The 14,095-nt window shown below is 58.4% G+C and carries 12 protein-coding genes and 1 pseudogene; 7 read left to right on the top strand and 6 right to left on the bottom strand.

Annotated elements, in window-relative coordinates; genetic code table 11:
• The first annotated feature begins 348 nt into the window (after positions 1–348).
• From NKJ13_RS24025 to NKJ13_RS24010, 4 genes are all read left to right on the top strand, one after another.
• On the top strand, positions 349–1,008 hold the full coding sequence (locus NKJ13_RS24025; RefSeq protein ID WP_352778624.1) for an ABC transporter permease subunit: 660 nt from the start codon (positions 349–351) through the stop codon (positions 1,006–1,008).
• A gap of 10 nt (positions 1,009–1,018) precedes the next feature.
• Positions 1,019–1,768, top strand: a complete 750-nt coding sequence (locus tag NKJ13_RS24020; RefSeq protein ID WP_352778622.1) for an ABC transporter permease — start codon at positions 1,019–1,021, stop codon at positions 1,766–1,768.
• Positions 1,769–1,836: 68 nt separating this feature from the next.
• Positions 1,837–2,667, top strand: a complete 831-nt coding sequence (locus tag NKJ13_RS24015; protein ID WP_352778684.1) for a transporter substrate-binding domain-containing protein — start codon at positions 1,837–1,839, stop codon at positions 2,665–2,667.
• 78 nt (positions 2,668–2,745) lie between these two features.
• The gene (locus tag NKJ13_RS24010) at positions 2,746–3,999 is read left to right on the top strand and encodes a CapA family protein (RefSeq protein ID WP_352778620.1); all 1,254 of its coding nucleotides are present in this window, start codon (positions 2,746–2,748) and stop codon (positions 3,997–3,999) included.
• Positions 4,000–4,014: 15 nt separating this feature from the next.
• Here the strand turns inward: NKJ13_RS24010 and NKJ13_RS24005 are convergent, their stop codons facing one another.
• Entirely contained in the window at positions 4,015–4,518 is a 504-nt protein-coding gene (locus NKJ13_RS24005; protein WP_352778618.1) for a helix-turn-helix domain-containing protein, read from the bottom strand.
• A gap of 566 nt (positions 4,519–5,084) precedes the next feature.
• On the opposite strand from NKJ13_RS24005, the gene NKJ13_RS24000 reads away from it, so the two are divergent.
• The gene (locus tag NKJ13_RS24000; RefSeq protein WP_352778615.1) at positions 5,085–6,185 is read left to right on the top strand and encodes a GTP pyrophosphokinase; all 1,101 of its coding nucleotides are present in this window, start codon (positions 5,085–5,087) and stop codon (positions 6,183–6,185) included.
• 135 nt (positions 6,186–6,320) lie between these two features.
• Here NKJ13_RS24000 and NKJ13_RS23995 read toward each other — a convergent pair whose 3' ends face one another.
• From NKJ13_RS23995 to NKJ13_RS23975, 5 genes and pseudogenes are all read right to left on the bottom strand, one after another.
• Positions 6,321–6,965, bottom strand: coding sequence for a non-canonical purine NTP pyrophosphatase (locus NKJ13_RS23995; RefSeq protein WP_352778614.1), 645 nt, complete (start codon positions 6,963–6,965; stop codon positions 6,321–6,323).
• Positions 6,962–7,660, bottom strand: coding sequence for an SIR2 family protein (locus NKJ13_RS23990; RefSeq protein WP_352778612.1), 699 nt, complete (start codon positions 7,658–7,660; stop codon positions 6,962–6,964). The genes NKJ13_RS23995 and NKJ13_RS23990 overlap by 4 nt, the downstream gene beginning before the upstream one ends.
• Before the next feature lie 155 nt (positions 7,661–7,815).
• Complete coding sequence (locus NKJ13_RS23985) at positions 7,816–8,433, bottom strand: class I SAM-dependent methyltransferase (protein ID WP_352778610.1); 618 nt, start codon at positions 8,431–8,433, stop codon at positions 7,816–7,818.
• Complete coding sequence (locus NKJ13_RS23980; RefSeq protein WP_352778695.1) at positions 8,423–9,577, bottom strand: hypothetical protein; 1,155 nt, start codon at positions 9,575–9,577, stop codon at positions 8,423–8,425. Before NKJ13_RS23980 ends, NKJ13_RS23985 begins: the two co-directional genes overlap by 11 nt.
• Positions 9,578–9,751: 174 nt before the next feature.
• Positions 9,752–9,955, bottom strand: a pseudogene (locus tag NKJ13_RS23975) (winged helix-turn-helix domain-containing protein); the annotation flags it as partial.
• A gap of 456 nt (positions 9,956–10,411) precedes the next feature.
• Here NKJ13_RS23975 and ligD point away from each other — a divergent pair.
• Both ligD and NKJ13_RS23965 read left to right on the top strand, forming a co-directional pair.
• Positions 10,412–12,307, top strand: a complete 1,896-nt coding sequence (ligD, locus tag NKJ13_RS23970; protein ID WP_352778608.1) for a DNA ligase D — start codon at positions 10,412–10,414, stop codon at positions 12,305–12,307.
• A gap of 96 nt (positions 12,308–12,403) precedes the next feature.
• A complete protein-coding gene (locus NKJ13_RS23965; RefSeq protein WP_352778606.1) occupies positions 12,404–14,017 on the top strand; it encodes a DNA polymerase/3'-5' exonuclease PolX in 1,614 nt (537 codons plus the stop codon).
• Positions 14,018–14,095 lie beyond the last annotated feature (78 nt).

Genomic DNA, 14,095 nt, shown 5'->3' with positions numbered 1-14,095 from the left:
CCCTTGCCGCGAGGGGGCTCGTTCGCCTTCGGAATGGGCTTGGCGAAGTCAGCCGGTCATCCGAACTTTTCAGAGGCTAGAGCGCCAAGATTCGCGCAGAGCGGGGCTCAATTCTGCCAACCTAGTTTTGCCGGAGTAACCGAGTGAGGGCGTGTATAATCGTTCGTTATGGCAAAAATTTTTTAAATTATAGATTGAGCAAAACGAAATAGCCGATAGTTTAGGCCAAATCCGAGAATTTAATTGCGGCCAATCCCTAAGGCGATTCTGCAACCGTAGGCCATCCACCGAAAGTATTGCGCCGAAAACGCGCCGTACATTGCGAAGTGCAACCAATGGACGAATCCAATGGGCGGTTTTGCTTTTCAGTTTGCTGCTGCCTTCGTGGTAACCCTGAGCCTTGCACTTCTCAGCGGTTCCTTGGGAACAGCATTCGGGCTGCTGCTGGCCATCTTCAAAGGTGCGGCGGCCCCGCGGCTAAGCAGGGTTGTGACGGCCTACACGACTGTGGTCCGTGGTGTCCCGGAGCTTGTGATTATCCTGCTCATCTACTTTGGAGGCACCACGTTCGCCAGCATGGTGGCCGGCCGCTACGTGGAGGTGAATGCGTTCACCGCAGGGGTGATCGCGCTCTCGGTCGTGTTCAGTGGTTATGCGACCGAAGTGTTCCGGGGTGCGATTGCCGCCGTGCCGGCGGGGCAGACCGAAGCGGCGAAGTCGCTGGGGCTGAATGCTTGGCAGCGTTGGGCGTTCATCATCGGTCCGCAGATGCTGCGGCTGGCACTGCCAGCTTATGGCAATCTCTGGATTTCGCTTTTCAAGGATACCGCTCTGGTGTCCATTGTCGGCCTGACCGACATCATGCGCGTTGCCTTTATCGGTGCCGGATCCCTGCGCGCACCGCTGACCTTCTATCTCGCAGCGTCAGCGCTCTATCTCACCCTCACAACAATGACGCTGGTGTCGATCCGGTTCGCCGAGCGGCGTTACCCCGCTTTCGGTCGCTAGGGGAGCCGCCGTGAACCTCCGGTTGATGCTCGATTCAGTGGTGGTGCTCTCCTCTGGCGTGGGGCTCACCTTGACGCTGACCGCGCTGTCGCTGATGGCGGGATTTCTATTGTCGGTGCCGCTGGCGTTCATCCGCGCCTTCGCGCGTCCTAGCCTGTCGCTCGCGGTGCTGGGCTACACCTATGTCTTTCGCGGCACACCCATGCTCGTTCAACTCTTCCTGCTCTACTATGGCCTAAGCCAGATCGAGGCGGTACGGGCAAGCGTCTTTTGGGTGGTCCTGCGGGATCCTTTCTGGTGCGCCCTGTTTACATTCTCGCTGAACAGCGCGGCGCATACGACTGAGATCCTGTGTCGAGGTCTGCAGTCCGTGCCCAAGGGTCTTATCGAGGCCGCCGCGGCTCTCGGCCTGAAACGCCTGCAAACCGCCCGCCTTGTCACCTTTCCGATCGCGTTCAGGATCTCGCTGCCGGCTTACGGGAACGAAGTCGTGGGCATGATCAAGGGTTCGTCTCTGGCAAGCACCGTAACCCTTCTGGAGATCACCGGCATGGCGAGGCAGATGGTGTCGGCCACCTTCGCCCCTTTCGAAATCTTCATCATCGCCGGTGCGATCTATCTGTCGCTTACGTCGGTTGCGGTGAAATTAACTCAGTTTCTGGAACGGCGGCTCTCGACCGACCGCCCTCCTGGCGCACGACGCAGGCTGCGACCAAAGCCAGCGCTATGCGAACCCGAGATCACGACACCCACGCCGTGACCGTGCAGCTTTCGCTGCATTCCCACCAACCAAAACGAAAGAGGTGCCTTATGCGCATACCCTTTGCCATGACTGTTTTGCTCGCATCATTTATATCAGTCTTCCCCGTCCGGGCCGAGGGCGAGCGCGCGCTATCGATTGCCACCGAAGGGGCTTCGCCGCCATGGGACGGAACCGATGCCAATGGCGAGCTCTATGGCTACGACGTCGATGTCGGACGCGAGCTGTGTCGCCGCATCAACATCAAATGCAGCTTTGTTGCGCAGGACTGGGACGGCATAATTCCGGCCCTGGTCGTCGGCAAGTTCGACGTCATCATGTCGGGCATGGCGATCACCGAGAAGCGCAAGCAGTCGATCGCGTTCTCGGTTCCCTATGCCGGCGGCTTTAACCAGTTCGTCGTGCGCAAGGAACTGGGGCTCGACGCCGGCGACACCAAGCAGAGGGTCAACCTCTCGACAGTCGGGGAAAAGGAAAAAGCGGCCATCGAGCACGTTAGAACGACACTGAGCGGCAAGGCCATCGGGGTCCTGCGTTCGTCGAACTCGGAGGCGGTGCTAAAAGATCTCTTCGGCGATGTCGTGACCATCCGCAGCTATGACAGCCTGGACAATCTGAAGCTCGACCTCGCCGCCGGACGGGTCGACGGCGGGCTTGCCGACTTTTTCACATGGCGGGATTTCCTGGAGACGCCGGCTGGGTCGATCGCGGTGTTCTTCGGCCCGGAACTGAAGGGCGGCCTATGGGGCCCTGGTGTCGGCGCCGGCATGCGCAAAGGCGATACCGAATTGCTCGCCAAGTTCAACGCGGCCATCGACGCGGCCACCAAGGATGGGACGCTCACGGCGCTGAGTATCAAATGGTTCAAGACCGACATCGCACCAGCCGTCGCGAAATAGCGGCGCCACCGGCTTCGACAACGTGTGGCGCTGACCGCGTCCCGGCGCCCGACATCCAAATCCAAAAGGCGAGCTCCCATGAAAGACCATTTTTGCGCGGTCGTAACCGGCCAATCCCTCATCCAGCACGATATCCGCAATATCCAGGACGAACGGTTCGCCGAAATCGTCCGCTTCCTGGGGCAGGGCGACCTCGTATTCACCAACTTCGAGTCGACGATCCTCGGCAAGCACGGCGGTTGGCCGACCAAGGGCAAGTACTTCGGCTATTCCAAAGTCGAAGTGTTGGATGCGTTGCAGGCAATCGGCTTCAACGCGCTTGCCCTGGCAAACAACCACGCTTTCGACCTCGGCCCGAGCGGCGTGCTCAATACACTGGAAGAGGTGGAAGCGCGTTGTTTCCTCCACGCCGGGATTGGGGCGGACGAGGCGGACGCAGCCAAACCGGGTCGCCGCCGGCTTGGGGCGCGCGACGTCACGCTTCTTGCCATCGATGCAGGCCCAGGGCCGGCCAACATGTATGCAGAGAATGCTACCGCTTTTCGTCCGGCGCGTGCTGGCGTCAACCGGCTGAAGACCGTCCGAAAGTTCGGAGTGCCGGACGGACATTTCCGCAGGCTGGCGAGACTTGGAGAGCATCTGCAAAGTTCCCCCTTCGAGCTCGCTAACTATGCGCAGCCGGAAGATCCGCCGGAGGTCGCGAGCGGCAAAGAGATCAATTTCTACGGCACGGTGTTTGCGCAAGCTGCCAGCTTCGGTCGCATCGTCGAAGTCGACTCTCAGAGCGCGACGATCCATTTGTCCGCTATCCGGCAGGCAGCGGCACAAGGCGATTTCGTTGTCGCCTATCTGCACCATCACCATTGGGAACCAGGTTGGCAGGACGTGCCGCGTTGGGTGCGGACCTTCGCCCGGTCCTCCATCGACGCCGGCGCGGAGCTCTTCGTCAGCCACGGTGCCCCCGTGCTTCAGGCGCTGGAAATCTACAACGGCGCGCCGATCTTCTACGGCCTCGGCAACTTCCTTTTCCACGTGCATGCCGACGAGAACGAATGGGACCCGCCGGAAGTCTGGCAAAGCATCGTCGCCGCATGCCGCTATGACGTGAGCGGAGGCCTTCAAGGTGTAGAGCTTCTCCCTGTTGTCATTGGCGTGGACGCTCAGTCTATCGGATCGCCAACGGGCAGACTGGTTCCCACGGCCGCAACCGGGAACTCAGCGCGAGATATTCTTGATGGATTTGCAGCCCGTTCGCGGGTTTTCGGTACCGATATCGCGGTATCAGGGTGCACCGGCCGCATCATTATGCCCGCTGCACGAAAGTACGGCTGACAAGTCCGATGGCTGTCAGGCCGTCTTGCGCTGGGCCGGCGAGTATTCGCCAGCCGTTTCGCTGTTCGCGTCGGCCGGTGCGAGTTCTTCGCCGAAAGCGGTGATCAGGGCTGAGACCCGGCCACGCACCCGGGGAGGAAGTTTCATCAGCCCTTCGATCAGGCGCCGGCCTTCCGCGCTGGCGATAAAGTCCAGACGTTCATCAACGGGCAGCGGCCTCGCTTCCACGCGATTCTGGTCATTACCGGGCAAACCCTCGAAGAAGCGACTTACGGGGACGCCCAATGAGCTGGCGATCTCGTAGAGCATGGATGCGCTGACGCGGTTCCTGGCGTTCTCGTATTTCTGAAGCTGCTGGAAGCTGATGCCTATCGACCGGGCGAGCTGTGCCTGCGAGACGTCCGACTGGACGCGGACCGTCGCGATCTGTTTTCCGACATGCTGATCGGCGGGGTGAGGGCTCCCCTCGCTATCAGGCGTTGCACAGGTCTGGACGAAGTCGGAGCGTTTCGATTTCAACAATGCTTTCGGTGCCCCACGGGGTTATCCTCGAACAAGGAGTCTGTCGGCTGCGGCTTCTTGTGTCGGGCGCTATCTGACATCAACAGCCTCTAATACGCCTTATAATGTGTAATGTAGAGGGAATACATGGCGAAAAGGTATCCGCCTGCCATTGTGGGGGGTGGTCAATTCACTACAGATTCGAGTCGCCGCTGCCTTTGCTTGGTTAGTCGCAGCAGGAGCTTGCTGGCAAAGCAACTGTGTCGCTGAACGCGGTGGTGCAGTACTTTGCGGGCTATTGAGGCGGCCATAACAAAAGCGGATGCATGCTCGCCGGTCGAAAGGTGAGGGGGCGTTGGCTCATAGATCCTTACGCTTGCCTGTCAGTCAGCGAGCTCGTCATAAACGCGTTGAGTGGGGGGCAGCAACCGACTTACGCCTGCTTGGGGGCCGCTTCCTGACTGTCCGGTTTCGATTGTAGCATTCAGAAGGCGGACACACTGGCCGAGTTCGCTCCAGGGTTTCTAGAAAGTGCTTGGCTCGCGGCTCGCTTCGAGCTTTGATACGGCCGGGGGGCAATCAGCATGTCATCACTCGATTTCGAGGCCGAAAAGGCCGCATTCCGCGACTACTACAACGACACTGCTCAGCGCCTTGAGCAGGCAAAAAGAGCATTCCTAACGCTCCTGAGTTCGCTACTCGCCCACGGCGATCAGGTGGTGGCGGCCACCGGTCGCATCAAGGATCGCGAGGAATCGATCAAGAAATTCACACGCAAGTATCTGGAAGCTCTCGAAAAGAGCCAAACGGCCTACGAAATCAAGGATAGCATCACCGACCTGATCGGCTTGCGCCTCGTATGCCTGTACGACGACGAGATCGAGCCGGTGGGCGAACTGGTCCGTGAGCACTTCAACGTGATCGACGTGACCGACAAGACGGCCGAGATTGAGAGGACCGAGAACTCGTTCGGCTACAAGGGCCTGCACCTCGACCTCAGGCTCGACGGCGCTCGCGCCGCGATGCCCGAATATCAGTTGTTCGCTCCATATCGCTTTGAACTCCAAATCCGAACGATTATCCAGGATTCGTGGAGCACGCTCGACCACAAGATCAAATACAAGAAATCGATCCCCGCCTCGCTGAAGCGTCGTATCAACACGCTTGCCGCCTTATTTGAGCTTGCTGACCGCGAGTTCCGCCAGGTTCGCGACGCAACGGCAAGCGAAATAGAGAAGGCCGATGCAGAGCCCGAGGCGGAAGTCACGGAACCTGCCCCGGACGGCGCCCTCGCCGAGCTGCCTAGGTCGAATGATGACATCGAGCGCGGGCAATACGCTCCCCTAAACGCCTTTAGGCTACTGCGTATCGCTCGCCACTTCTTCCCCGATGTAGACTTCGAGCCCAGTAGACTCGACGGCTTCACCGCAGAGGTAATCGAGCGGCAGCCCAAGATCAGCCGAGGCAAATTCAACTACTATCTTCGATCGAGGATTGGGCTCGTGAGGCGCTACAAGGCCCACCTCTTGGAGAGCGGCCGGAGCGACAAGTTCAATGCGTTCACAGAGATGCGGCACGCGCTGTACGCTGCTGATCCCGACGCGTTCGCCGGAATGTTGACTAACGTCGCGCGCGAGAATTTCGACACTTGGCGTGCGTCCGATGATCCGCAAAACGAAGGATAGCCGACTTACCCTGAGCCACGTCTGCTGCGGGCCGCAAGCGAGCTTTTGCTTCTGGGAAATATGTGCGAATAGCAGTTATTCCGCTTACGATCTCAGGTCTCGGAAAGACAGCGACGGCGCGCCCCTAGGTTCAACTCAATCAAAGAGGCCGTTACCGTTCTGTGTCGCTAGAAAGCTTGCGAAAGCGCTGATGGCTTTCGTAGACTGCGACATGGCAAGTTTCTTTTGGAGGCCGTCAGGCTGATCGCTCATCTCGGCGTAGGTCATCCCGCCGCCGTTGTCGGGGCAGAAAACGACGTCCCAGTAAAACTCCCGCGATCCCCGGGGCGCGCGTGCGATAGTCCCAGTCGTCTCACCTACGAACGTATAAGTCTGTTTCCCGTCGCAATAACCGACGACGGCACGCGCAACGGCGCGCTCGCCTGCGCACCCGGTTCGTGCGAGAAAGCCCTCCGGCTCAAGAGCGTCCCACATCGGCTGCGTCAGCCCGCCAGGAAAGCCTCCGTGCTGGTTCTTTTCGAGAATAAGGCCGGCATGTTCGACGATACAGGGGGCTAAGATGGCCCTGTATGCAGATCTCGCCTTGTGCCGGACCATTGCGCTGAGATCGATCTCGAGGGGTTCCTCCGTGGGAATGCGGGAGACCTTAAATTCAATCAGCTCGCCGATGCTCCGATCCATCCTTCTGGGGTCTACAAACGTCTGCTCACGCGAAATTATATCGAGCTCTTCGTTCTTGAAGGTGCTGCGCGTGGCATAATATATGGTTCGCCTTCTCATGATGCGATCTGTTCTAGGACGTCGGCCAAGCTCGCAGTGCGATCATCTCCATATGTCGGGATGATCTCCATGTTACGCTTTCTAAAAAGCGTATATTCGAAGTCAGACGGATTATTGACCACTATATACGCGCGCTTCCCGGTGTCGCTACCCGGAAGCGATTTCAGCATCTCGTTCAACATGTCGAAAAGGAAGCCGATGTTGAGATCCCTGAAACTGTATCCGACGAACAGGGCGACGCGATTCAAGAGGTCGGAACGTAGCTTGAGATCGAGCGGGCCGTCCAGTCTCAGCCGCTTATAATAGTGGCCTTCAGAGAACACCATCGCGTCAGGATTGTCGAAGTCGCCGTGAAACTTTACAACCTCGACCATCCTGTCTCCCATTCCCATGTCCCTCTCGCTAGCGATGACTTTTACGTCTCGCCCTGCAAGCTTGAGCGAACGCTCCACCAGGTCATCGTAGTTGGTCGTGTAGAACCTTGCCGAATTGATCAGCGAGGCCAGCGCTGCATGGATCTGAGAGTGCTTGATCGCATCGTCCGGAACATCGAGCCGCCTCACGAGCCAGTTAGTCAACGGCGCAAAATTTCCCCGCTTCTGCTCGAAGAACTCAAGGATCTGGAGGTCGGTTCCGCGATAGCGGAGAAGCTCTGGGTCTTCGTAGCCGAGCAGACGGCAGGCTTCGTCGACCATTTCGCTCCATGACGGGCCGCGACACCTGACAAGCCCGTCTGGAGACTTCCATTCCAATGACATGGAAGCGCCTGCGCCAACGAATGGTATAACTCTTCCCTGGCGATAGAGTTTAACTAATTCGGCTGGAACGGTTGCCTTAAGAGCAGTGGCCGTCATGGTTTCACCGCACTCAACCGGGTCAAGGAATGATGATGTGGGATCTTGTTATGAGGGTGGGTCTCGAAAAGTATCGAGTCTGATGCGACGTCGATCCGCCAGCCTTCGAACTGCTGAATGAACCAATCGTGGCTTAATAACAACGGCTTGAATCCTGGATGCGCCGAAAGATCATGACTGCCGTTGTTAAAGGCCACAACGAAGATCGTGCCTCCCCGCTTGAGGGAGTTTTGAAGCTTGAGTATTAGCTCGCGAGCTGCGGCTTCCGTTGGAAGGCAGTGGATCAGCCCGTAGCAGATAATGATGTCGTAGGAGCATGATGGGTACGCATACTCCATCGCGTCCGCTTGGATCCAGTTGACGGGTTCGCCCTGAAACAACTTGCGTCCGTTCTGAATCGCTGCGGCAGAACATTCGAGAGCATCGACACATGCCCCGGCCAACGTGAAAGCGGCGGAGTTCTTTCCCTCACCTGCGCCCACGTCAAGAACGCGAAAGCCGGCTGGATTCTGGGTGCGAAGAAAGGCAGCGACCAAGCTCGCGGGTGCTGTGCCCCAGAAATTCTCCACTGCCCGGTAGCCCTGATCATACCCTCCATCGACTTCAGTCAGCATGGAGTTCCTCCACTAAGCTCGAGATAGCGCGCTCGTACGCTTGCAAGCCGAGCCAATTGAACGTGATGATATCGGCATCGCCAACCAGGTACCGAATCCGGCTTTCGACGGGCGCGGTGTAGAGTTTTATAAAGTCGGCGAAGGTAATCGATTGCTCCTCGTGTCCTTCCCGGTCGCGGTACATTTCATATGCTACGTCCGGTGGGGTGTAGACATAAAGAAGTGCGACCGGCTTCTTCGCGTTCGACCTGAGCGCCTCAAGCGTTTCCGGATGTCGGATTCCGTCTATGAGAACCCGTTCAGCCCTGGAGACGCTGGCGGCTGTTGCGAGAGCCGCACCAAGCCTTAAAGGACCGTCGGGATCGGAAATGAATTCTTCCGCCCTTTTCTGAAATTCCGCACGCGTGGTTTCGGGTATGGGAGGAATGCCCAACAAACCTGCCAGAATAGCGCCCGAATTCACCGTCTCGTATCCGAACTGCTCGGCAAACATACGGCCGGTAGCGGATTTCCCGGAGCCTATCGAGCCCACGACGCAAAGGACATGTGGCTCCCGAAAGATCAACTTTCGTTGGATTTTGTAACTAGGCACCATCCTCATCGAACTCGCGAAGAACGATCTAATGACCAACTGGGACCAGTATTCGAACTCGGAGAGATTGATCGTCTCGCCGGCCGTGTCGAGCCAACGCAACTTGTTTATAGAAGCTTCGCCCCTAGTGACGGAACGCCAATTCGACCAGTCTTCTACCCAATAACGCAGCACGACTGCCATATGCCGTACCCCGACGTCGGACGAGTCGTCGTTGAGTATCCCTAAGAACTGTAAGGAAGCCGGATCGATCTGGGGTCGCCCGTTCGGCAGGAGCAGCTCCTCCGAAATTTCTCTGGCTGCGTTCTGACGTATGCCCAGATCATGTCGGGAAAAGAGGTCACGGTCGGCTTCGTTGACATGTCCCCCGAAGCCAACGCAGTGGGCACCTCGTAAGAAGTTGGCCGCCCGATTGTAGAGACCCCTTCGAAACGACAAGATTTTCGACTGGTGCTGGATGATCGTGTACGTAATAACTTGTTTTGCGGCGTCATCGGTCTCCGCCAGCGCTCGGGCAATGTATTCAAACTGATCATCCCGCAGGTTTTCCAAGGGATTTTCCACGCCGATGTGCCCTATGCCCTGAAAATCAAGAAAGCGCTCACACACTCGACGGGGCACGCACAGAACCATCTCAGCGGAAGGCCTCGGTGCATGTCGTTCTGCAGTGTAGACCTGCAATTCCGTCGGTTCGTCCGCGCGATTCGATGGGAGCAAATCTCTGAGAAAGAACCGTCCCCGGCTTGTCCGGACGAAGATCGACGTGGTGTTATTTAGGATGTCGATGCTTAGGCGAGCCTGCATCGACTTCTGAGGGGTACGGCTAAGTCCTGTTGCCGGAAAGAGTCCGTCGTCAATCCCATAGTTTACGAGGGCACGCGCCTTCAGGGGGCGTCCGTGTTTCCGAAGAACGGTCTCCGCGACCCACAAGTAAGTTACATCTTCCAAGCGCGCACATCGTCCCCGAAACTGCGATTATTAATAGCAATTTTGACGTGCACAAACACTAACGACGAACGCAATCCACCGAAATTCTCGACTACCTCGTCGCATCAGGTTTTTTTCAAGTCGGCACGTTCATTTCCGTGGTGTTTGGCGTCGCCCTCTAAGCGGAACCACCCCCGCAGTATCGGGATGGCAGAAAGCGGATACGCTACGGCGGCATTTGAGGGCACGTTCCTGCTCTTGATTATTGCCAGTCAGCTGTGCGCGCAAATCGGGAAATGGAAGGGCCGGAGGTAGGAAGCAAGGCCTCAGGCCGAGGCGCTGATCAAGCGGGTCGGCAATGATCGCGAAAAGCTCAATACGGCCTGCAGCGAAACTAAAGAAGTAGTCGCGCGTTGGACGGATAACGCTATTTCGTCTCCGAGTATGGTTTAGGTCAGAGTGGTCAAGCCAACGTCGCATAAGGCAATCAATGGGTCGACCGCTAGTCAAGCGAAGTCGCCCGCTCGTGACGAGGTCATAGCGCCGCCCGCTTTCCGGCCGATCCAGCTCGCAACGCTCCTGGACACGGTCCCTGCCGGCGATCGTTGGATCCATGAGATGAAATACGACGGCTATCGTATTCTCGTTGCCGTCGGCGGTGGCGACGCGCGAGCCTACACACGGTCTGGTCTGGACTGGTCTAGCCGTTTTCCCTCGATCCTCTCCGAGGCTCGCAAGCTGAAGGTGCGCTCCGCCCTGATTGACGGCGAGGCCGTGATTGTCGATGCGGAAGGAAGATCTAACTTCCAGGCGCTTCAGAATGCATTGAAGGGTGCCCCGGCGACTATCGACTTTTATGCGTTCGATCTGCTGCAGCTCGACGGCGAGGATCTGACAAGGCTTTCTCTTCTTGAGCGCAAGGCGAAGCTGGAGGCGATCTTGCCTGCGGAAAATCCGGTCCTTCGTTACTCCGACCATATCCTCGGCCGCGGAGAAGAACTGCTCGATCGCTTCTGCGCAGCCGGCCTTGAGGGCGTCATCTCAAAGCTCGCGGATTCGAGTTATGTGGCGGCCCGCGGCGCAAGCTGGCTGAAGATCAAATGCATCAGGCGGCAGGAATTTGTGATTGTCGGCTGGACGCCGTCCGACAAGGTCCGCGCGTTTCGGTCCTTGATCCTTGGCGTTCATGACGGCGGCAAGCTGCGTTACGCCGGGAAAGTCGGCACCGGCTTCGATACCGCTGAACTTCTTCGTCTCTTGAAGATCATGGCGCCGCTTGAGCAGAAGGCTGCGACCGTCGACGCACCCCGCGCCGAAGTGCGCGGCGCACACTGGCTCCGTCCGAAACTGGTCGCTGAGATTGCCTTCACCGAAATGACAAATGAAGGGACGTTACGACATCCGAGCTATCTTGGTCTCCGCGAAGACAAGAAGCCGGAGGCGGTCGTGCTCGAGACGGAACGTCATGCAGGCGATCTCGCCGCGTCTGCGACAACCGCCATCGCGATAAGTAACCGTGACCGCGTCATCTATCCGGAGTCCAACATCACCAAGGGACAGCTCGCCGACCATTACGCAGCGGTCGCGGCGATCATGCTTCCTTGGGTTGGCAGCCGGCCGATCAGTCTGGTTCGATGCCCACAGGGCCGCGCGAAGAAGTGCTTCTTCCAGAAACACGACGCCGGCAGCTTTGGCGACAAAGTCCACCACGTCGGCATCACGGAGAAGGACGGGCACGAGGAACCATATCTCTATGTCGACGATGCCGACGGGCTGATGACTTGCGTCCAGATGGGAACGATTGAGCTGCATGGATGGGGAGCTCGGATCGAGGATGTCGAAAAGGCCGACCGCCTCGTGTTCGACCTCGACCCCGATGAAGGCCTCGATTTTGAGGCCGTCCGCGCCGCTGCCTTTCAGTTCCGCGCTATCCTCAAATCGTTGGGACTTACGACTTTCCCGATGCTGACAGGAGGCAAAGGAGTGCACGTCATCGCGCCGCTCACCCCTGACGCGGAGTGGCCAGAGGTGAAGGACTTCGCGTCTCGCCTGGCGCAGGCGGTCGCCCGGAGCGATCCGGCCCATTTCACGGCCGTGTTGTCAAAGGCGCGCCGCAAGGGTCGCATCTTTGTGGACTATCTACGCAATCAGCGCGGGGCGACCGCGATCATGCCCTACAGCGCAAGATCACGTCCGGGCGCTCCTGTCGCGGCACCGATCACGTGGGCGGAGATGAAGACAATAGATGCGCCCTCTCATTTCCACGTGGGCGATGCTCCTGAATTAGAGAAACGCGCAGCCTCCAAAGCTCTGGCTGGATGGGGTCGCGCTGACCAATCCTTGCCCAATCTGTAGCGTCCGACGCGGGAAGAGGCAGTAAAGCCGGGATTTAAAGGGCAACGCGGCGCTCATGGCCTTGCCTGATTGGAACCTGCGGAGATCGGCCTCCGTTTGGCTGAAGCCATGGCAAAAATCAATCCGAGGACCGTCGCCAGTCTTTTGAGGGAATACGCACAACGGGCGTCTATGCGCGGCGACAATCCCTATCGCATAAAGGCATACTTGCGCGCGGCAGACAGTCTGACGGCGCTGTCGCAGCCGCTTGATCGGATCATCGCCGCCCGCGCCCTCACCAAGATCCCGGGGATCGGTGACGCGATCGCAGACATCGTGACCAAGCTTTACCAAACCGGCACGCACCCGAGCCTTGAGAAGCTGCGCGAGGATGTTCCAACGGGCGTGATGGAGCTGTTTGCCATACCCGGGCTTCGTCCTGATAAGATACTGAAGCTTCATCAGGCGCTCGGCGTGAACTCGCTGGCGGAGCTCGAGGCCGCAGCAAGAGAAGACCGCATACGCCCAGTCAAAGGCCTCGGCGCCGCGCTTCAGACAAAGCTCCTGCAGAACCTGGCCATTGTGCGAAGCGGCGAAACGCAACTTCACCTGCACAAGGCCGCCGCCCTTCTCGAACATGCGGTCATATCGGTGAAGCAAGAGCATCCAGAGCTTTCGCGCGTCGAAATTGCAGGTGACTTCCGGCGCGGTTGCGAACTCGTCTCCGACTTCGCCCTGGTAGCGCAGGGCAGAAAATCGACTGGAATCGAGGATACGACCCTCAGGCTTGTTGTCACGGACAGGAAGCACTTTGGCGCGAGCCTGCTCGAAGCAACCGGTTCGGCAGACCACCTTGAGCAACTGAAGACGTTCGCGGCCGACAAGGGATTCACCCTAAACGCCGACGGGCTTCATCGCCGGAGAAAGCTGATCGCGTCAGCGACAGAAGAAGAAATCTACCAAGCTCTAGACTTGCAGTTTATCGAGCCTGAATTGCGCGAAGGCAGGGGCGAGATTGAGCGAGCGGCAAAGCAGAAGCTACCCGCCCTCATTCGGGATGAAGATCTGCATGGCGTCCTGCATTCTCACACGACCGCATCCGATGGCACCGAAACGCTTGAGGCAATGGCTGAAGCCACGCGCAAGCGCGGTTTCGAATACTATGGTGTCGCCGATCATTCGCAGTCCGCTCACTACGCAGGCGGCCTTTCGTTGCAGGAGATTGCTGAACAGCACCACGAAGCTGACCGGCTGAACAAGGCATACAATGGAAAATTTCGCATACTGAAGGGCATCGAGGCGGACATCCTGGCAGATGGCTCGCTCGATTACCCGAATCATATCTTGGAGCAGTTCGATTTCGTCGTCGTGAGCGTGCACAGCCGCTTCAAGTTGCCCAAGAAGGAACAGACGGAGCGTATCATTGAGGCGATCGGAAATCCTCGGACGACAATCCTCGGGCACATGACCGGTCGCCAGCTGTTGCGCCGGCCCGGTTATGATCTCGACGTCGACAAAGTCCTCAAAGCGTGTGCGAAACACGGCGTCGCTGTCGAAATCAACGCACATCCGTGGCGACTCGACCTCGACTGGCGCTGGCATCAAAAGGCACTCGATCAGGGCTGCATCTTCAGCATCAATCCGGACGCTCATTCGATCCGCGAGCTCGACCACATGCATTGGGCGTCGAGATGGCGCGCAAGGGCGGTGTCCCTGCGAAGCGGGTCCTGAACGCGATGCGTTTGACGGCCCTCCTTGCGCAACTCGCACGGCGCAGGCAAACGTCCTAACCTGCTTGTGCCCGGCCTA

Source organism: Mesorhizobium sp. M0174, assembly GCF_040322275.1.
Taxonomy (GTDB): domain Bacteria; phylum Pseudomonadota; class Alphaproteobacteria; order Rhizobiales; family Rhizobiaceae; genus Mesorhizobium.
The sequence above is the reverse complement of the archived record's forward strand: the minus strand, read 5'-3'. Positions and strand labels throughout refer to the sequence as shown.

Bases quoted from the DNA above. Each gene is read 5' to 3' on its own strand.
- NKJ13_RS24025 (WP_352778624.1), top strand. From the start codon at position 349: ATGGGCGGTTTTGCTTTTCAGTTTGCTGCTGCCTTCGTGGTAACCCTG.
- NKJ13_RS24015 (WP_352778684.1), top strand. From the start codon at position 1,837: ATGACTGTTTTGCTCGCATCATTTATATCAGTCTTCCCCGTCCGGGCC.
- NKJ13_RS24010 (WP_352778620.1), top strand. From the start codon at position 2,746: ATGAAAGACCATTTTTGCGCGGTCGTAACCGGCCAATCCCTCATCCAG.
- NKJ13_RS24000 (WP_352778615.1), top strand. From the start codon at position 5,085: ATGTCATCACTCGATTTCGAGGCCGAAAAGGCCGCATTCCGCGACTAC.
- NKJ13_RS23995 (WP_352778614.1), bottom strand. From the start codon at position 6,965: ATGAGAAGGCGAACCATATATTATGCCACGCGCAGCACCTTCAAGAAC.
- NKJ13_RS23990 (WP_352778612.1), bottom strand. From the start codon at position 7,660: ATGGTCGACGAAGCCTGCCGTCTGCTCGGCTACGAAGACCCAGAGCTT.
- NKJ13_RS23985 (WP_352778610.1), bottom strand. From the start codon at position 8,433: ATGCTGACTGAAGTCGATGGAGGGTATGATCAGGGCTACCGGGCAGTG.